This is a genomic window from Rhizobium sp. Root482 (assembly GCF_001426565.1).
GTDB lineage: Bacteria > Pseudomonadota > Alphaproteobacteria > Rhizobiales > Rhizobiaceae > Pararhizobium.
This window is the reverse complement of record NZ_LMFA01000021.1, coordinates 112,396-129,823: the sequence shown is the minus strand read 5'-3', so window position 1 is coordinate 129,823 and position 17,428 is coordinate 112,396. Positions and strand designations below refer to the sequence as shown.

17 protein-coding genes and 1 tRNA gene are annotated in these 17,428 nt (G+C 60.5%); 14 read left to right on the top strand and 4 right to left on the bottom strand.

The window, feature by feature from the left end:
* Positions 1–30 precede the first annotated feature (30 nt).
* From ASD31_RS14780 to ASD31_RS14760, 5 genes are all read left to right on the top strand, one after another.
* Positions 31–1,272 carry a cysteine desulfurase gene (locus tag ASD31_RS14780; protein ID WP_056335110.1) on the top strand — a complete coding sequence of 414 codons (1,242 nt, stop codon included), beginning with the start codon at positions 31–33 and terminating at the stop codon, positions 1,270–1,272.
* A gap of 11 nt (positions 1,273–1,283) precedes the next feature.
* Positions 1,284–1,664, top strand: coding sequence for an SUF system Fe-S cluster assembly protein (locus tag ASD31_RS14775; RefSeq protein ID WP_056335109.1), 381 nt, complete (start codon positions 1,284–1,286; stop codon positions 1,662–1,664).
* A gap of 87 nt (positions 1,665–1,751) precedes the next feature.
* Positions 1,752–2,144 (top strand): Fe-S cluster assembly scaffold SufA, encoded by a 393-nt coding sequence (gene sufA / locus ASD31_RS14770; protein ID WP_056335106.1) that lies wholly within the window; start codon positions 1,752–1,754, stop codon positions 2,142–2,144.
* 114 nt (positions 2,145–2,258) lie between these two features.
* Positions 2,259–4,124 carry a PAS domain-containing sensor histidine kinase gene (locus tag ASD31_RS14765; protein WP_056335103.1) on the top strand — a complete coding sequence of 622 codons (1,866 nt, stop codon included), beginning with the start codon at positions 2,259–2,261 and terminating at the stop codon, positions 4,122–4,124.
* A 20-nt stretch (positions 4,125–4,144) separates the two neighbouring features.
* The gene (locus ASD31_RS14760) at positions 4,145–4,570 is read left to right on the top strand and encodes a response regulator (protein WP_056335101.1); all 426 of its coding nucleotides are present in this window, start codon (positions 4,145–4,147) and stop codon (positions 4,568–4,570) included.
* Positions 4,571–4,592: 22 nt separating this feature from the next.
* Here ASD31_RS14760 and ASD31_RS14755 read toward each other — a convergent pair whose 3' ends face one another.
* A complete protein-coding gene (locus tag ASD31_RS14755) occupies positions 4,593–5,465 on the bottom strand; it encodes an ATP-binding protein (RefSeq protein WP_056335098.1) in 873 nt (290 codons plus the stop codon).
* A 242-nt stretch (positions 5,466–5,707) separates the two neighbouring features.
* On the opposite strand from ASD31_RS14755, the gene yajC reads away from it, so the two are divergent.
* The 5 genes from yajC (at position 5,708) to ASD31_RS14730 (ending at position 10,469) form a co-directional block, all read left to right on the top strand.
* The gene (gene yajC, locus ASD31_RS14750) at positions 5,708–6,043 is read left to right on the top strand and encodes a preprotein translocase subunit YajC (protein ID WP_056335095.1); all 336 of its coding nucleotides are present in this window, start codon (positions 5,708–5,710) and stop codon (positions 6,041–6,043) included.
* A gap of 54 nt (positions 6,044–6,097) precedes the next feature.
* On the top strand, positions 6,098–8,644 hold the full coding sequence (gene secDF / locus ASD31_RS14745; protein WP_056335092.1) for a protein translocase subunit SecDF: 2,547 nt from the start codon (positions 6,098–6,100) through the stop codon (positions 8,642–8,644).
* Positions 8,645–8,649: 5 nt separating this feature from the next.
* Positions 8,650–9,036, top strand: coding sequence for an Mth938-like domain-containing protein (locus tag ASD31_RS14740; protein WP_056335088.1), 387 nt, complete (start codon positions 8,650–8,652; stop codon positions 9,034–9,036).
* A 3-nt stretch (positions 9,037–9,039) separates the two neighbouring features.
* A complete protein-coding gene (locus ASD31_RS14735) occupies positions 9,040–9,915 on the top strand; it encodes a phytoene/squalene synthase family protein (protein ID WP_056335086.1) in 876 nt (291 codons plus the stop codon).
* Positions 9,916–10,028: 113 nt separating this feature from the next.
* Positions 10,029–10,469 (top strand): hypothetical protein, encoded by a 441-nt coding sequence (locus tag ASD31_RS14730; protein ID WP_056335082.1) that lies wholly within the window; start codon positions 10,029–10,031, stop codon positions 10,467–10,469.
* On the opposite strand, the gene trmFO is transcribed toward ASD31_RS14730, so the two are convergent.
* From trmFO to ASD31_RS25545, 3 genes are all read right to left on the bottom strand, one after another.
* Positions 10,466–11,878 (bottom strand): methylenetetrahydrofolate--tRNA-(uracil(54)-C(5))-methyltransferase (FADH(2)-oxidizing) TrmFO, encoded by a 1,413-nt coding sequence (trmFO, locus tag ASD31_RS14725; protein WP_056335079.1) that lies wholly within the window; start codon positions 11,876–11,878, stop codon positions 10,466–10,468. The two genes, ASD31_RS14730 and trmFO, sit on opposite strands and share 4 nt — an antisense overlap.
* A 143-nt stretch (positions 11,879–12,021) precedes the next feature.
* Positions 12,022–12,165, bottom strand: coding sequence for a DUF1127 domain-containing protein (locus ASD31_RS25550; RefSeq protein ID WP_082520578.1), 144 nt, complete (start codon positions 12,163–12,165; stop codon positions 12,022–12,024).
* 480 nt (positions 12,166–12,645) lie between these two features.
* Positions 12,646–12,789, bottom strand: coding sequence for a DUF1127 domain-containing protein (locus ASD31_RS25545; RefSeq protein WP_082520577.1), 144 nt, complete (start codon positions 12,787–12,789; stop codon positions 12,646–12,648).
* A gap of 965 nt (positions 12,790–13,754) precedes the next feature.
* Here ASD31_RS25545 and ASD31_RS14720 point away from each other — a divergent pair.
* From ASD31_RS14720 to tig, 4 genes are all read left to right on the top strand, one after another.
* Positions 13,755–14,861 carry a DUF2157 domain-containing protein gene (locus ASD31_RS14720; protein WP_056335075.1) on the top strand — a complete coding sequence of 369 codons (1,107 nt, stop codon included), beginning with the start codon at positions 13,755–13,757 and terminating at the stop codon, positions 14,859–14,861.
* 1 nt (position 14,862) lies between these two features.
* Entirely contained in the window at positions 14,863–15,441 is a 579-nt protein-coding gene (locus ASD31_RS14715) for a GDYXXLXY domain-containing protein (RefSeq protein ID WP_056335073.1), read from the top strand.
* A 194-nt stretch (positions 15,442–15,635) separates the two neighbouring features.
* A tRNA-Leu gene (locus ASD31_RS14710) sits at positions 15,636–15,720 on the top strand.
* Between the two features lie 170 nt (positions 15,721–15,890).
* Positions 15,891–17,366: a trigger factor gene (gene tig / locus ASD31_RS14705; protein WP_056335070.1), complete on the top strand. Its 1,476-nt coding sequence runs from the start codon at positions 15,891–15,893 to the stop codon at positions 17,364–17,366.
* Positions 17,367–17,428 lie beyond the last annotated feature (62 nt).

Here is a 17,428-nt window from a genome sequence, read left to right as displayed (position 1 = left end):
CGCAAACCCGTCTGAGACTGGACGTTTGACATGGAACATTCGCTACCGAAACCCGCCTACGACGTCGAGGCGATCCGTCGGGATTTTCCGATCCTGTCGCGGAGCGTCTACGGCAAGCCGCTCGTCTATCTCGACAACGGCGCCTCGGCACAGAAACCGCAGGCAGTGATCGATGCGGTCGCCCATGCCTATGCGAATGAATATGCCAATGTCCATCGCGGCCTGCATTTCCTCTCCAATGCGGCGACGGATGCCTATGAGGGCGCGCGCGAAAAGGTGCGCCGCTTCCTGAACGCGCCTTCGGTCGATAATATCGTCTTCACCAAATCGTCGACCGAGGCGATCAATACGGTTGCCTATGGCTATGGCATGCCGAAGATCGGCGAAGGCGACGAGATCGTCCTGTCGATCATGGAACATCACTCCAATATCGTACCATGGCATCTGATCCGCGAACGGCAGGGCGCAAAACTTGTCTGGGTGCCGGTCGATGACGAAGGCGCGCTCCATGTCGATGATTTCGCCAAGCGCCTGACGGACAACACAAAGCTCGTCGCCATCACCCATATGTCGAATGCGCTCGGCACCGTCGTCCCGGTCAAGGAAATCTGCCGCATCGCCCATGAGCGCGGCATTCCGGTACTGGTCGATGGCAGCCAGGGCGCCGTGCACATGCCGGTCGATGTTCAGGATATCGATTGCGATTGGTATGTGATGACCGGCCACAAGCTTTACGGCCCGTCAGGCATCGGCGTTCTCTACGGCAAGACGGACCGGCTGAAGGAGATGCGGCCCTTCATGGGCGGCGGTGAAATGATTGTCGAGGTGACCGAGGATACCGTCACCTACAATGATCCGCCGCACCGTTTCGAAGCGGGCACGCCGCCGATCGTCCAGGCGATCGGGCTCGGCCACGCGCTCGACTATATGGAAAAGATCGGCCGCTCTGCCATCGCCGCTCATGAAGCTGACCTGGCAGCCTATGCCCAGGAGCGGCTGTCTTCTGTCAATTCGCTGCGCATCATCGGCACGGCGCCGGGCAAGGGCGGCATCTTCTCCTTCGAACTGAACGGCATCCATGCCCATGACGTCTCGATGGTCATCGACCGGGCAGGGGTTGCGGTGCGGGCGGGCACCCATTGCGCCCAGCCGCTTTTGAGGCGCTTCGGCGTGACCTCGACCTGCCGCGCATCCTTCGGCCTCTACAATACCCGGGCGGAAGTGGACGTCCTCGTCGATGCGCTGGACCAAGCCCGCAAATTCTTCGCGTAAGGAATGGACTGATGAGCCAGGAAATGACTGAAGACAAGATCGACGCCCGCGAGGGGATTGTTCAATCCACTATCCCCGCGGATGAACTTGCCCGTCTCAGCGACGACGTCATTGCCGCCCTGAAGACGGTCTATGATCCGGAAATTCCGGCCGACATCTTCGAACTCGGATTGATCTACAAGATCGACATCGAGGACGATCGCATGGTCAAGATCGCCATGACGCTGACGGCCCCCGGCTGCCCTGTCGCCGGGGAAATGCCCGGCTGGGTCGAGAATGCCGTTGGCGCCGTCGAGGGCATTTCCGGCGTCGAAGTGTCGATGACCTTCGATCCGCCATGGACGCCGGATCGCATGTCGGAAGAGGCGCAGGTTGCCGTCGGCTGGTATTGAGGCTTGTATTGAACCCTTAACCGCGCCGCATTACATTCAATCCGGATAACGTCGGGCCTTGAACCCGATGTCACAGGGAGACCGCCGATGGGCTTTGCAATCATGACTTTGACCGATGCGGCCGCAGGCCGCGTCAAGGCGATCGTCGAGAATGCCGGCGGCGAGGCACGGGGCATCCGCGTCGGGATCAAGAAGGGTGGCTGTGCCGGCATGGAATATGCCGTCGATCTCGTGATCGAACCCAATCCCAAGGACGATCTTGTCGAACATCAGGGTGCCCAGGTCTGGGTGGCGCCCGAAGCGGTTCTCTATCTTCTCGGCACCCGCATGGATTTCGAAGTCTCGACGCTACGCGCGGGCTTCACGTTCACCAATCCGAACCAGACATCGGCCTGCGGCTGCGGCGAATCGGTCGAGCTGAAGCCCGCGGATCTGGCGGCATTGGCGGCCAAGGGCGATGCGGTTGTCCGTGCCAGCTGAAAATAATCCACGTATGAGCGCTGGGTAATGCTATGAAAAGAGACTGGTTTTGCCGGTCTCTCTTCGTTTGGAGCCGGAAATTTTTGAACGGCCAGGCATGGATCGGGTAACGCGATGCCGATTGCGCAGAAACATTTCATTACGGCGCTCTACGACAGTTTTCCCGATCCTGTCGTGATCTTCGACGCCGCGAAGGTCGTTATCGGCATCAACGATGCGGCCATTCGACAGTTCGGCTATGCGGGCGGTGACATGACCGGCCTTCAGGCACGCGTGCTCTTTGAATCCGACATGGAGTATCGCGACTGTCTGGAGAAGGACTGGCCGACGATCCGTGACCCGGGTTTTTCCTCGTCCGTCTATTGCATGAAGCGGGCCGATGGCACGGTTTTCGATGCCCGCTTGCGCGTGACCGAGGTTGCTGGCGAAGACGAGCGCGCACAGGGCTTCATCGGCGTCATCGACGATATTTCCGATCTGCTCGAACTGGATGCGCAAAGGCGCAAGGCCGCCGAAACCCTCGATACGGCGTTGCAGGCGATACCGGAAGGATTTGCGATCTTCGACAAGGACGAGCGCCTCCTCGTCTACAACGACGCCTATCGGCGGATTTGCGGGGCCGCGGGCGAGCATCTTCATGTCGGCATGACTGCCGAGGCCATCATGCAGGCCGCCCATCTGGCAGGAAATTATCCAACCGTACCGAAAGCCCCCTCGGAAGCGGCGGAGTGGATCGGTTCGAGGCTGCGCGATTTCCGCAATCCCACCAGCCGGACGCAGGTTTTCCCCTATGGCGACGGCCGCTGGATGCGGGCGGAGAATCTGCCGACGCGGGACGGCAACACGGTGGTGCTGCGCATCGATGTGACCGAACTGAAGGAAGCCGAACTGGCCCGCGACCGGCAAAGGCTTGAATATTTTTCCCTCGTGCAGAGCATTCCTGATTTCATCGTCCGCATCTCAAGGGAGAAGCGCTGCACCTTCGTCAACGACCGCTATGCCCAATTCATCGGTTTGCCGGCGACAGAGTTGATCGGCGAGCCATTGATGAAATTCGTGCCGGAACCGGATCGGGCGCGATTGGGCGCCTTGCTGGACGATCTCTCCCCCGAGCAGCCGACCGTCATGCGCGAGCAGCGTCGTCTGCGGCCGGATGGCCAGGAATTCTGGGTTCTCTGGTGCAACATCGCCATCTTCGATGCAGGCAATCTCGTCGAATATGTCACGGTCGGCCGTGACATTACCGAATTGAAGCAGCAGCAGACGCGAATTGCCCAGCAACATGCCGAACTCCAGCGGAAGAACGAGGCGTTGCACCAGTTCACCGGCACCGTTTCGCATGACCTGAAGGCACCCTTGCGGCATATGGCGATGTTTTCTGAAATGATCGAGGAAGGGCTTGCCGCTGGCAAATTTGAGGAGCTTCCGACCTATGCCCGGCATCTGCGCCAGAGTGCCAGGCGCATGAACCAACTGGTCGACAGTCTTCTCGACTACGCCCAGATCGCCGACCAGATCGGCAACTGGCAGACCGTCTCCATGGGCGAGGTGATCGCCGACGCAATCCTCAATCTCAACAGCTTCATTCAAGAGGCCGGTGCCGGCTTCGAGTTCTCCAATCTGCCGAAGGTCCAGGGCGACCCCGAACTGCTCAAGCGGCTCTGCCAGAACCTGATCGGCAACGCCATCAAATATCGCAGGGAAGGAGTGCCGCCGCTTATCCGGATTTCTTGCGAGAAGGAGGACGGCATGCTGCGCATTTCGTTCGAGGACAACGGCATAGGCGTCGATCCGCGATTCGCGAAAAAGATCTTCGACGTGTTCCAGCGCCTTCACCGGGATGAAAGCGTCTACCAGGGCACCGGCATAGGCCTGGCCCTGGCAAAAAGAATTGCCGAGAGCCATAACGGCAGCTTGTCGCTTGACACGACATTCGCGCTGGGCGCACGTTTCGTCCTGCTTCTACCAGACATGACATAGCCGCGCAGAAAGCCAGACTTTTGCAAAACCGGACCAAAAAGCTGCTTGTCGTCGATGACGATCCGATCGACGCGCAGTTCGTCATCCGGGCGTTTTCCGACGTCACCGAGGATCTGGAAGTTACGCATATCGCCGATGGCGACGCGGCGGCGAGGTGCCTCTCGGGGGAATTGTTCGATTATGTGCTGCTGGATATCAACATGCCGGGCACCGATGGCATGGAACTGCTGAAGCGCATTCGCACCGACAAGAAGACGGCGGTCCTTCCCGTCATCGTTCTGACATCCTCAATGAATCCGGCCGATGTCCACCTGTCCTATGCGCAAGGCGCCAATGCCTACGCGCTAAAACCTTCTTCGCTCGGCGGCTATCGACGGTTTGCCGAGGGATTCGCCCGTTTCTGGATCGATGTCGCCTTCCATCCCTATACGCCGACGCCTCGCTGACCTGTGAAGCTTGGGCAGTGGCTCAGGAGAGATCGATCTTCTTGTGCGAACGGCCGGCGAGATCCTGGATGAACTGCCAGGCGACGCGTCCGGAGCGGGCGCCTCGCGTCGTGCTCCATTCGAGCGCTTCGGCATGCATCTGCGCCCGGTCGGTTCCCAACCCGAAATGGGCGGCATAGCCGTCGATCATCGCCAGGTAATCGTCCTGGCTGCATTTGTAGAAACCGAGCCAGAGCCCGAAACGGTCCGAAAGCGACACCTTCTCCTCGACGGCTTCGGAAGGATTGATGGCCGTCGACTGTTCGTTTTCCATCATGTGGCGCGGCAGGAGATGTCGGCGATTGGATGTCGCATAGAGCAGGACATTGGCCGGCCGACCTTCAATCCCGCCATCGAGAACCGCCTTCAGCGACTTATAGGACGTATCGTCATGATCGAAGGAGAGATCGTCGCAGAAGACGATGATCGGTACCGGCGCGCTCTTGAGGATTTCCATCAGCGTCGGCAGCGTGGCGATATCCTCGCGGTGCACCTCGACGAGCTTCAGGGGTGTCTGCCGGTCGCGAGTGACGCTTGCATGTACAGCCTTTACGAGGGAGGATTTCCCCATGCCCCGCGCGCCCCAGAGAAGGACGTTGTTTGCCGGAAAGCCCTGCGCGAAACGCAACGTATTGTCGAACAGGATGTCCCGGACATGGTCCACCGCCTGGATCAAATCCAGTTCGACCCGGTTCGGCTTGGCGACCGGCTGCAGATGCAGGCGCTGGGGCGACCAGACGAAACACTCCGCGGCATTCCAGTCGTTGACGGCGGGGGCCGGACCGGCAATCCGCTCGATGGCTTCGGAAAGCTTGCGCATTTCGGCGATCAGAACGTCGATTTTCGTATCCTGCATGTATATCCTCCAAGCCGTCGTGGCTGTCCTTCGTCATCTCCGCAGGTCCGTCCGGTAGCATGGGCCGGAGAACGGTAAAAGAGGCGAAATCCGGCAGAAAGTGCTTCGCCTTCAGGCAATTTGCTGTAAGAGGCTGAACGAGAGCGGGTTGGTCTGTTATTGCATTCATATCAGCCTTTCCTATATTTCGGCGGTCTTGACAGGGGCATTGTCCGCCCGAGCCGCATCCCAAGGAGTGATAGATGTTCATTACCGAAGCATTCGCCCAGACAGTACCCGGCGCAGGCGCCGGCGGCGCCGATATTCTCATGTCGATCCTGCCGTTTCTGCTGATCTTCGTGGTAATGTATTTTCTCATCATTCGCCCGCAGCGCGCCAACATGAAGCGTCGCGAGGAGCTTTTGAAGAACATCCGGCGTGGCGATCAGGTCGTGACCGGCGGCGGTATTCTTGGCAAGGTGACCAAGGTCGTCGATGACAGCGAACTCGAAGTCGAGATCGCCGACGGTATCAAGATCCGCGTGCTGCGCAGCGGTGTGAGCGAAGTTCGCGTGAAGGGCGAACCGCTCAAGGAATAGGCAGCAAGCGCGGCCATTGCCGGCCGGCTTTGAAGAGACAGGTCCGAGAGCCTCATGCCGTATGTTTCCCGTTGGAAAACCTTCATCGTCTGGCTCGTGGTGCTTGTCAGCATCCTGGTCGCGCTACCGAATGCATTGCCGGGCAGCATTCTTGATGGTTTGCCCGGCTGGCTCACAAAAAACCGGCTGAGGCTGGGGCTCGATCTTCAGGGCGGATCGCAGATCACGCTGAGGATCGAGCGCGAGGATGTGGTCGAGGCCAGGCTAGAAGCCCTCGTCGAGGCTGTCGGCTCGCGATTGCGGGCAGCGGATATCGGCTATTTTGATCTGACGGGCACCGGCCAATCCGTTGACCTTCGCCTGCGCGATCCGGCACAAATGCAGGCCGCGCAGGTGGCCCTTCAACCCCTGACCGCTTCGCAGGCCGAGGCCGCCGAAGATAAAGCCGCCGAGGTCATCCTCAAAAGTGCGGCCGATGGTGTCCTTCATCTCGAAATGACGGACAAGGGCATCGAGCGGCGCATGACGGCGGCCCTCGATGACGCTGTCCCCATCCTTCACCGTCGCCTCGCCGGGCTTGACGCGCTTCACCCGGAAATCCGCAAGCGTGGCGCTGACCGCATCACCGTGCAATTGCCGGGGCGCGCCGATCCGGAACAATTGAAATATATCCTCAGCCAGGCCGCTGCGTTGTCCTTTCGCACCATCGATATGTCGATGCCGGTCGAGGATGCGGTTTCCAGCCAACCGCCGGCGGGTTCGGAAATTCTCTATTCGGCCGACGATCCGCCGATCGGCTATCTTGTCCGCCGGCAACCGATCGTCGCCAGCGCCGATATCATCGAGGCGAGGGCGGCCATCAACGCGCAGTCGGGAGATCCCGTCGTCAATTTGCGCTTTTCGCCGCAAGCTGCGGCGCGGTTTGCGGATGCCACGGCCAATAGTGCCGGCGTTACCCTGGCGGTGGTCCTCGACGGCGCCGTCATCGCGACACCGCTGGTGCGCAAGGCGATCACCGACGGGACCGTTCAGCTTGCGGCACCCATGAGCGTCGAGGGTGCCGAGGATCTGGCGCTGATGCTGCGCGCCGGCGCCTTGCCGACGCCGCTGACCGTCGTCGAGGAACGATCGATCGGAGCCGGTCGCGGCGCGGATTCAATTCACTCCACCCTGGTTGCCGGTGCCATCGGCGCCGGGCTTGTCATCCTGTTCATGCTCGGCTTCTACGGATTTTTCGGTTTGATCGCCAGCCTGGCGGTCGCGCTCAATGTGGTGATGATCATCGCCGTTCTCTCGGCGATGGGCCTGGTGCTCACCCTGCCGGGCATTGCCGGCATCGTGCTGACGATCGGCATGGCTGTCGATTCCAATGTGCTGATCTATGAGCGTATCCGCGAGGAGGCCCGCCACGGCCGCTCGGTCCGCGATGCAATGGAGTTCGGCTTTTCCCGCGCATTCGCCGCCATCGTCGATGCCAATATCACCACGCTGATCGCCGCCATCGTCCTTCTGTTCCTCGGCACCGGGCCGGTGCGCGGCTTTGCCGTCACGCTTGCCATCGGTATCGTCACGACGCTCTTTACCGCCTTTACGCTCACGCGCGTCATGCTGGACGTATGGCTGCAACGCCGCCGGCCGACCCATCTGCCGGAGGGGATCCGCACCGGGCTGTTCGACGGCACCGGGTTCCGGTTCATGGCCATCCGCAATTACGTGTTCTCGCTGACGGCCGTGCTCTCTGTTCTGAGCATGCTGCTGTTCGGCGCCGTCGGTCTCAATCTCGGCATCGATTTCTCCGGCGGCTCCGTGATCGAGCTGAAGGCGCGCCAGGGGAATGCCGATATCGGCGATATCACCGCGCGGCTGGACGAGCTCAATCTTGGCGAGATCACGGTAAAGCCGTTCGGGTCGCCTCGCGATGTCGTGGTGCGCGTGCATGCGCGCGATGGCGGCGAGAATGCCGAGCAGACCTCGGTGGTCCTCATCAGGGGCGAACTGGAGGATGCCTATGAATTCCGCCGTGTCGAGGTCGTCGGTCCCACAATATCCGGCGATCTGACAGCGGCGGCGACGCTTGGGGTCATGGCCTCGCTGGCCGCGATCCTTCTCTATATCTGGTTCCGGTTCGAATGGCAGTTTGCCGCCGGTGCCATCGTTGCCACATTGCACGACGTGCTTTTGACCCTCGGTCTTTTCGTCGTTACCGGCATGGAGTTCAATCTCACCAGCATCGCCGCCCTGTTGACGATCGTCGGCTACTCGCTGAACGACACGGTGGTGGTCTATGACCGGGTGCGCGAAAATCTCAGGCTCTTCCCGCGAATGCCTCTGCCGATCCTGATCGACACCTCGATCAACCAGACACTGTCGCGAACGGTGCTGACCGGCGCGACGACCATGCTGGCGCTTGCAGCGCTTTCCCTTTTCGCGGGCGAGGCGATCCAGGCCTTCGCCTTCGTCATGCTGTTCGGTGTTGCCGTCGGGACCTTCTCGTCTATCTATGTCGCAGGCCCGGTTCTGATCCTCTTCAAGCTGCGGCACGCGGCGCCGGGAAGCAATGCAGGCAAACCCGAAGGCGCGGATGCGAGCAAGGGAGCCTGATCGATATGCGCAAGCCGATAAAGATCCGCAATGCACATTTCCCCGGCCGGGCGCCGATCGACAGCTACGGCAATGGCGGATTTCGGTTTGCCGATATGTCGCATCGCGGCTCCTTGCTCATGCTGCCGTCCGGCATTTACGGCTGGGACATGGAGGAGGGCGATCCGCTGACCGTCGCCAACTTCCAGCGCGTCTTCAGCGAGGCAGCGGAGATCGAGGTGCTGCTGGTGGGAACGGGCAAGGATATCCGGCCCTTGCCGGCGGAGTTGAAGGCGCAGTTGCGGCAGCACGGGGTTTCGTCCGATCCGATGAGCACCGGGGCGGCGGTGCGTACCTATAATATCATGCTGGCCGAATCCCGCGCCGTGGCTGCCGCATTCATAGCCGTTTGAACCATGACCATTCCCGAAAATCTTCCCGCATCCGGCAAGGCGGACTACGACCAGTCTCTTGGTGCATTGCGCATCAGCGATCGCGACCGTTATCTCGCCTGTCTTCTGTCGCCGCCGGACAAGCGCGGCCCCTTGTCGGCACTCTATGCGTTCCACGCGGAGATTGCCCGCATACGCGATATCGTGCGCGAACCGCTGCCCGGTGAAATCCGCCTGCAATGGTGGCGCGACGTGCTCTACGATAAAACCGGCGCCGGCGCCAACGGGCATCCTCTCGCCGAAGCGTTGCTTGTCGCCATCGAGGCGCACGATCTGCCCATCCCGGTCCTCCAGGACATGATCGATGCCCGCATCTTCGATCTTTACGACGACCCGATGGAAAGCCGTTCGTCGCTTGAGGGATATGCCGGCGAAACCGCGTCCGCGCTTATCCAGCTCGCCAGCCTTGTTCTTGATCCGGCAGGCGCGCCACAATCGGCGGTCGCTGCCGGCCATGCCGGCGTTGCCCAGACGGTTGCGGGCCTGCTTTTGCTGCTGCCGCAGCATCGCCGTCGCGGCCAGGTCTATTTCCCCGCCGACCTGCTTGCCGCAACGGGCCTTACCCGGGAAACTTTCCTTTCGGGCGAGGACAAGGATGCGATCGGCCTTGCCATTCGCGCCTTCGCCGGGCTTGGCCGCGAGCACCTCGCCAAGGCGCGCGCCGATGCGGCAAGGATCTCGGCTGCCAACCGCCATGCCTTTACCGCACTGGCACTGGCCGAGCCCGTGTTCGATCGCGCCGAACGGGCGGGCGCCGGACTTTTCGAGCGCTCGATCCTGCCTGCACAATGGCGCCGTCAGTGGTGGATGTGGAGAACCGCGCGCACAGGCAGATGGTAGGGTTGGAACAGGGAGGCGCTCGACTCTACCGCGGGGGCGGGACATTGGCGCAAGTTTGGCTCTATAAAGTCGCGGCTCTATAGTCTGGGAACGGCGTGAAAGGAACCGGCGCCATGATCTGGCCGATCGTCATCATCTGCATTCTGCTCGCAGGCTTCTTCTACCTGCGCATGAGGACACGCGCCGAGAATGACCGGCAGGACCCGGACACCGGACTGGCGATTCTCGATTTCGGGCGTGCCTTTCCGGAAGAAGCGATCAGAGCCATCCATGCAACGGCCGATGAACAGGCCTATTTCGTCCGTCTCTACGACGGCAAGGCCGGTTTCATGATCTCCCAGGGGCATCACTATGCCTGCCATGTGATCGAGGCGGGCAAGGTCAATGTGAAAGACGCACCGAGCGGCCAGGGGCTTGCAGTCCATTTTATCGATTTCCCGCAGCTGGACGGCACGTATGAATTCCGCACGGCCCAGATCACGGCCGAAGTCTCGCTCTGGCTGCTCGACAGTTTTCAGCCGCAACTGGACCTGAAAGCAGACCCTTCGGCCTAGATTCCCTTCAGCCAGGTGGCGCAGTCGGCAAGGGCGCGTTCGGCGAGAAGCTGCCTTTTCATCACGGTCTTGTCCTTGCCACGAAAGCGCTTGACGCCCTCCGGCTTGACGATAGCGCCCGGCTCCAGCGGCGGAAACAGCCCAAAATTGATGTTCATCGGCTGGAACGAGCGCTTGCCCGGTTCGTCGTCGGAGGTGATGTGGCCGCCGGTGATATGGTGAAGCAGCGATCCGAAGGCGGTGGTCGCCGGCGGCGCCACGATCGCTTGCCCCTTGCGCTCTGCGGCGGCGAATCGGCCGGCAAGCAGGCCGATGCTGGCGCTTTCGACATAGCCTTCGCAGCCGGTGATCTGGCCGGCAAACCGCAGTCCCGGACGGCTCTTCAATGTCAGCGATTGATCGAGCAGGATCGGCGAATTGATATAGGTGTTGCGGTGCAGGCCGCCGAGCCGGGCGAATTCCGCCTTTTCGAGACCGGGAATCATCCGGATGATCTCGGCCTGGGCGCCATATTTCAGCTTGGTCTGGAAACCGACCATATTATAGAGCGTGCCAAGCGCATTGTCCTGGCGCAACTGCACCACCGCATAGGCCTTGACGGTCGGATTATGGGCATTGGTCAGCCCCATCGGCTTCATCGGCCCGTGCCGCAGCGTCTCCCGGCCGCGCTCGGCCATCACCTCGACCGGCAGGCAGCCGTCGAAATAGGGCGTGCCTTCCCATTCCTTGAACCCGGTCCTGTCGCCGGCGACCAGCGCATCCACGAAGGCATTGTACTGCGCCTCGTCCATCGGACAGTTGATATAGTCCTTGCCGGTGCCGCCGGGACCCACCTTGTCGTAGCGCGACTGGAACCAGCAGATGTCCATGTCGATGCTCTCGGTATGGACGATCGGCGCGATCGCGTCGAAAAAGGCCAGGGCGTCGGCGCCTGTCTCGGCCTGGATGGCGCTCGCAAGCGAGGGCGCCGTCAGCGGGCCGGTGGCAACGATGGCGAGGTCCCATTCCTTCGGCGGCAGGCCGGTCATCTCTTCGCGCCGGACGGTGATCAGCGGATGGCTCTCGATCGCTGCGGTCACAGCCTGCGAAAATCCCTCGCGGTCGACGGCAAGCGCCCCGCCTGCCGGGACCTGATGCCTGTCGGCCGCCGACATGATCAGCGAGCCGGCAAGCCGCATCTCCGCATGAAGGACGCCCACGGCGTTGCTGGTGGCATCATCCGAGCGGAAGGAATTGGAGCAGACCAGTTCCGCAAGTCCATCCGTCTTGTGGGCATCTGTTCCGCGCACGCCACGCATCTCGTGCAGGATGACCGGGATGCGGGCCTCTGCAATCTGCCAGGCCGCTTCCGAGCCGGCCAGACCGCCGCCGATGATGTGAATGGGGGAATGGGAAGATCTATCTGTCATGGGCCGCTTATTAGAGCATGGCGACCGGGAAGGAAACCGGGCAATCGCTATCCGCCATGAACAGGGGCCGCCATGAGCAGGGAGCTGGAATCAAAACGGCACCATGTGGTGCCGTTTTCAGTCTCTCGACACTCCGGTTCCGATTAACGGTAGGAGCGCGATGCGATGTTGCGGATGTCGAAACGGGTGATACCGATATCCGACAGGGCGTGGTTGGACAGGTTGCCCAGTTCGGCAACGGTGCGGCGGTAGTTGATCCAGTTTTTTGCGACACGAATCGGGTTCATGGTCTTTTCCTCAAGAACATCGAGCCGACAGCCATCTGTCTGCCTCGTTGCTAGTCTTATACCCCTATGACGGGAAAAAATGGAGTGCAAAGAAGCGGCATCTGCTATGCATTTGTGCAGTGCTCAGCTCGTTTTTTGTTCAGGACTAACGCCATGAACCAAGGCGGGGTGTTGCCGTAATCCTGCCCTGAAAAAGCCGAGAATAAAGGTGTTTCGCCGCAATTTCCAAATGATCGCTTATTGCCGGATTGAAATGGACGCGAAGACTGAACAGAGGCGGTCGCCACCTGTGGCCTGATGCCCGATTGGCAAACCATGCTGCGTTGCGGCAAAACTAACGCTCGCAGGTAATGGTTGAATTGGTGAAAGCCGCCATGACTTATGGCGGTGAGAGGCATCCCGCAAAGAAAAACGCCCTCCGACGGAAGCCGGAGGGCGTTTGGCAGTTTCGCATCGGCCGGTCGCCCGGCCCATGCCTGATTACTTGACGGCCTGGCGGGCGACGTACTGAATGTCGCCACGGCCGATGCCGAGATCGCTGAGTTCGCGGTCGCTCATGCGGCCGAGTTCGTTGCAGGTCTGACGGTATTTGCGCCAATTGTTGAACGAGCGAGCAATGTTCATGATGCTGGTCCTTTCCAAGGTTTTGCCAGCACCCTTGCCGGCCTCATCTGATGGCTGGGATATAGTCTTTCACGGCTGGAATTTACAGAGATAATGGTGCATCGCACCCATGCAGCGCTTGCAGACCTCGGTAGGAGGATTGACGCGTTTTGACCAAAATATGGGCGATCGCGGCCTGTGCCGTCTATTCCAAATCGTCAAAGCGTGAGAGGTGCAAAACGCAAAACAACGCCCGTCGGGGGAGGAGATCCGACGGGCGTTGCCTGTTCTGATCGGCAACCGGGAGGAGGAGTGTTGCCGATCCCATCAAGGCGCGCTGGGAGGAGGAGTGCGCTGCCTCGAAGTTGAGTTGACTTTAGATCACCCGGGCAGGACAGGATAGAGACAATAGCGAATGGCACCAATGCCGCCATTGCATGGCTGGCTTTCCACCGCTCCGGCGTACGCTGGCGACCTGCGCCAGTATTTTGAAATAAAAGGAAAATTCTTACAGGGAAGAATCAATAACGCCCGCTGGGGGAGGAGATCCAGCGGGCGTCATTTATGGTGACAGGCAACTGGGAGGAGGAGTGTTGCCCGTCGGATCGAAATGACGCTGGGAGGAGGAGTGCGTCACTTCGAATTCTATGAAGCGTGCCTTTCGGCACGCCGACCTTCTCCGCACTTGCGCGGAAGCGGCTGGTCTCGCCGCGGACGGCCCCGATCGCTTGCGCTGATCTCGTTCCGTCTTGTTGATTTCAATATAGGCCCGGCGGCGAAATTTGTGCAGTGCAATATTATCATAGATGCCATGCGATCTGTGCATGGGTGTTTTGCGACGGCCGTGCCTGCTGTTTATTCGAGGATTGCATGAAAGTCTTCATATTACGTTAACGATGATCGCGTGGCGGCTACGGCGGCTGCCGTCTAGGAATTGCGGTTGGCTATGCTATGTTTTGCGCAGCACGCGGCTGGAGGGATCGGTCATGTACCGGGGGCGTATCGAGAAGGACTTCAGGCACTGGGTGTCCATGGGCATGCTCGATGCTCGGGCGGCGGACGCCATGCTGGCGGAATATGATGCGCGGCCATCCGTTTTCAGCGCCGGCCGGGTTTTGCTGATTCTGGCGGCGGTGCTTCTGGGCTCGGCCATTCTCCTTCTGGTGGCGGCGAACTGGGAAGCCATTCCACGGCTGGCCCGCATTGTCGGCATCGTTGCGCTGATCTGGACCTTCTATCTGTCCGCTGCCCTTTGTTTCGCTCGCGGTTTCTCGGCCATCGGCGCCGCGTTGCTGGTGCTGGCGACCATGTGTTTTGGCGGCGCCATCGCGCTTGTCGGGCAGATGTATCATCTTTCGGGTGATGCGGCCGACGCTTTGCTTGCCTGGTTTGCGGCGGCCTGCCTGGTGGCATTCCTGTTCCGGTCGGCGGCGGTCACCGTGTTGTGCGGCCTTCTCGCCTGGGCGCTGTTCGGTCAGTTGATCTTCGATAACGACGCCTATTTCGGCGGGAACGGCTCACTCTATTTCATTCCGGCACTGGTCGTGATCGTGATTGCGCTGGTGCGCTATACGCAGGCCGGCGTGGCGCGGCATCTGGCCTATCTGCTCGCCCTCGCATGGCTCGGCTGGCTGCAACTCGAGATCAGTGGCGGCTGGCTGGCCTTCGCCCTGTTCGCGCTTGGCCTCGTGGCCTTTCTGCTGGCAAGCCTTACCGCATCGCCCCTCCATCGTCTTGCCCGGGAGACGGGCGCGGCCCCGGCTTTCTACAGTTTCGCCCTTGCGGTGATGGGTCTGGCGGTCCTCCACGGCGAGGTCAACGGGTTGGCACAGGAGATTGCCATCGGCGCGACGACGCTTGCCGTGGCGCTCGGCGGCATCGTCCTTGCCGGCCGGGTGAACGGCGCCGTGCGGTTTCTCGGTTATGCGGTTTTTTCCGTCGAAACCCTCTATCTGGCCTCCGAGACGCTTGGCAGCATCCTCGGCACGTCCGGCTTCTTCCTGATTTCCGGCCTGGTCGTCGGGCTGATCGCCTGGTTGGTGATCCGGCTGGAGAAGCGGCTTTCGGCAAAACCCGCCTTGAAGGAAGCCTGAGATGAGCAACAATCGGCTGATCCGCCCGCTTTTTGCCGCCCTGCTCGTGGCCCTGCTGCAGACCGTCTTTCTCGGCTATATGATCGAAAGCCGCGCCTCGATCCTGCGCAATGGCAGCGAAGTGGTCCTTAAGAGCGTACCGGTCGATCCGCGCGACCTGCTGCGCGGCGATTATGTGATCCTTTCCTACGACGTCTCCAGTATTCCCTCATCCAAGGTGAGCGGCGGCTTTCCCGCCGATCCCGTAACCGCGCAGCTTTCCGTGCGGCTCGAAAAGCAGCCGGACGGCTTCTGGGCGGTGTCGGAAGCGGCATTTGATCCCTTGCCGCCGAAACAGGGATCGGTCGTCATGCTCAGCGCGCCATTCAATTTCTATCCGTCCACCGATCCACCGGCATTCCTGAATGTCGATTATGGGATCGAACGCTATTATGTGCCGGAAGGGCAGGGAAAGCCGCTGGAAGAGGCGCGCGACAGCCACACCCTGTCGGTGACGGTGCGCGTCGATGACAGGGGTACAGCGCAGATCCGCGAGATCGCCATCGAGGGAAACCCGCTCTACCAGGAGCCTCTTTACTAGTTCGATTCGCTCTTATGTCGGCCAAATGACGGGAACCCGGCCTTCTTCCGCATTTTTCCTTTGATCCACCGGAAACGGGTGATATAGAGACGCCGCGCTCGGGAACGCCCTGGACCCGGCGCAGGATGAGCGTTTGCGCGATCGCGCTGCCTTTATCCTGTGCCGATGCGATCAGGCGCTGCGGTTTTCTGAACGCGGGTATGGTGAAATTGGTAGACACGCCAGATTTAGGTTCTGGTGCCGCAAGGCGTGGGAGTTCAAGTCTCTCTACCCGCACCAGAATGAAGGGACGTTCGGGCTTGTCCTGGCGTCGATCGAGAAGACGGCGCCATTTTGCTTGCAAAACGGTGACTGATTTGCGTAAAGCCACTCCCGGCAAATGGATCGGCTCGAATGCTCGTGTACAAGACACCGACAGAGCCCTGTCAACGTGAAATGAAGGTTTGAACATGCAGGTTATCGAAACGCTCGCTGAAGGGCTGAAGCGCGAACTCAAGGTCGTCATTCCGGCCAAGGACATGGAAGCTCGGATGAACGAGCGTCTTGAGGATGCCAAGGGCAAGGTCAAGATCAACGGCTTTCGTCCCGGCAAGGTGCCCGTCGCCCATCTGAAGAAGATGCATGGCAAATCCATCATGGCGGAAATCGTCAACGAACTCGTTCGCGACAAGCCGACCGAGATCCTGTCGGAGCGCGGCGAAAAGTCAGCGACCCAGCCGGAAATCGCGATGACCGAGAACGAGGCGGAAGCCGACAAGATTCTCAGCGCCGAAGCCGATTTCGAATTCACGCTGGCCTATGAGATCATTCCTGCGATCGAACTCAAGGACATCAGCGGCGTCAAGGTGACGCGCGAGATCGTCGAGATCGACGAAGCCGAAGTCACCGAGCAGATCCTCAAGATCGCCGAGAACGCCCGCACCTACGAGACCAAGAAGGGCAAGGCCGCAAACGGCGACCGCGTCACCATCGATTATCTCGGCAAGGTCGACGGCGAAGCCTTTGACGGCGGCAAGGATGAGGACGCCGAACTCGTTCTCGGTTCCAACCGTTTCATTCCCGGTTTTGAAGAGCAGCTGGTCGGCCTGAAGGCTGGCGATGAAAAGGTGATCACCGTTACCTTCCCGGCTGAATATCCGGCAGCAAATCTCGCCGGCAAGGAAGCGACCTTCGACATCAAAGTCAAGGACGTGGCCGCCGCCGCTGCCGTTGAAATCAACGACGATCTTGCCACCAAGCTCGGCCTCGAATCGGCTGACAAGCTGAAGGAAGTCGTTCGCGGCCAGATCGAAAGCCAGTACGGCTCGATGACCCGCCAGAAGGTCAAGCGCCAGATTCTTGACCAGCTGGACGAACTCTACCAGTTCGACACGCCGCAGCGCCTCGTCGACGCCGAGTTTGAGAACATCTGGCGCCAGATCAACACCGATCTGGAACAGGCCGGCAAGACCTTCGCCGACGAAGACACGACGGAAGAGGAAGCCCGCGCCGAATATCGCAAGCTTGCCGAGCGCCGCGTCCGCCTTGGTCTCGTTCTTTCGGAAATCGGCGAGAAGGCCGGCGTCCAGGTCAGCGACGACGAAATGCAGCGTTCGCTGTTCGAGCAGTTGCGCCAGTTCCCGGGCCAGGAAAAGCAGATCATCGACTATTTCCAGAAGACCCCGGGTGCCGCCGCTTCGCTGCGCGCGCCGATCTTCGAAGAAAAGGTCGTCGATCACCTCCTGTCCGAAGTGAAGGTCACCGACAAGACCGTCAGCAAGGAAGAGCTGATGGCCGATGACGAGGACGACGCTTCCGACACGAAAAAGAAGGCTGCGCCGAAGAAGAAGGCTGCCAAGGCTGACGCCGCTGAAGGCGAAGAAGCCGCCGCTCCGAAGAAGAAGGCTGCGCCGAAGAAAAAGGCCGCCGACGACAGCGCCGAATAATTCGGTCTTTACGGACAGATTTAAAAAGGCCGTCCCGCAAGGGGCGGCCTTTTTGCCGTCTT

Coding starts and splice junctions, on each gene's coding strand:
- ASD31_RS14780 (WP_056335110.1), top strand. CDS start 31: ATGGAACATTCGCTACCGAAACCCGCCTACGACGTCGAGGCGATCCGT.
- ASD31_RS14775 (WP_056335109.1), top strand. CDS start 1,284: ATGAGCCAGGAAATGACTGAAGACAAGATCGACGCCCGCGAGGGGATT.
- sufA (WP_056335106.1), top strand. CDS start 1,752: ATGGGCTTTGCAATCATGACTTTGACCGATGCGGCCGCAGGCCGCGTC.
- ASD31_RS14765 (WP_056335103.1), top strand. CDS start 2,259: ATGCCGATTGCGCAGAAACATTTCATTACGGCGCTCTACGACAGTTTT.
- ASD31_RS14755 (WP_056335098.1), bottom strand. CDS start 5,465: ATGCAGGATACGAAAATCGACGTTCTGATCGCCGAAATGCGCAAGCTT.
- yajC (WP_056335095.1), top strand. CDS start 5,708: ATGTTCATTACCGAAGCATTCGCCCAGACAGTACCCGGCGCAGGCGCC.
- secDF (WP_056335092.1), top strand. CDS start 6,098: ATGCCGTATGTTTCCCGTTGGAAAACCTTCATCGTCTGGCTCGTGGTG.
- ASD31_RS14740 (WP_056335088.1), top strand. CDS start 8,650: ATGCGCAAGCCGATAAAGATCCGCAATGCACATTTCCCCGGCCGGGCG.
- ASD31_RS14735 (WP_056335086.1), top strand. CDS start 9,040: ATGACCATTCCCGAAAATCTTCCCGCATCCGGCAAGGCGGACTACGAC.
- ASD31_RS14730 (WP_056335082.1), top strand. CDS start 10,029: ATGATCTGGCCGATCGTCATCATCTGCATTCTGCTCGCAGGCTTCTTC.
- trmFO (WP_056335079.1), bottom strand. CDS start 11,878: ATGACAGATAGATCTTCCCATTCCCCCATTCACATCATCGGCGGCGGT.
- ASD31_RS25550 (WP_082520578.1), bottom strand. CDS start 12,165: ATGAACCCGATTCGTGTCGCAAAAAACTGGATCAACTACCGCCGCACC.
- ASD31_RS25545 (WP_082520577.1), bottom strand. CDS start 12,789: ATGAACATTGCTCGCTCGTTCAACAATTGGCGCAAATACCGTCAGACC.
- ASD31_RS14720 (WP_056335075.1), top strand. CDS start 13,755: ATGTACCGGGGGCGTATCGAGAAGGACTTCAGGCACTGGGTGTCCATG.
- ASD31_RS14715 (WP_056335073.1), top strand. CDS start 14,863: ATGAGCAACAATCGGCTGATCCGCCCGCTTTTTGCCGCCCTGCTCGTG.
- tig (WP_056335070.1), top strand. CDS start 15,891: ATGCAGGTTATCGAAACGCTCGCTGAAGGGCTGAAGCGCGAACTCAAG.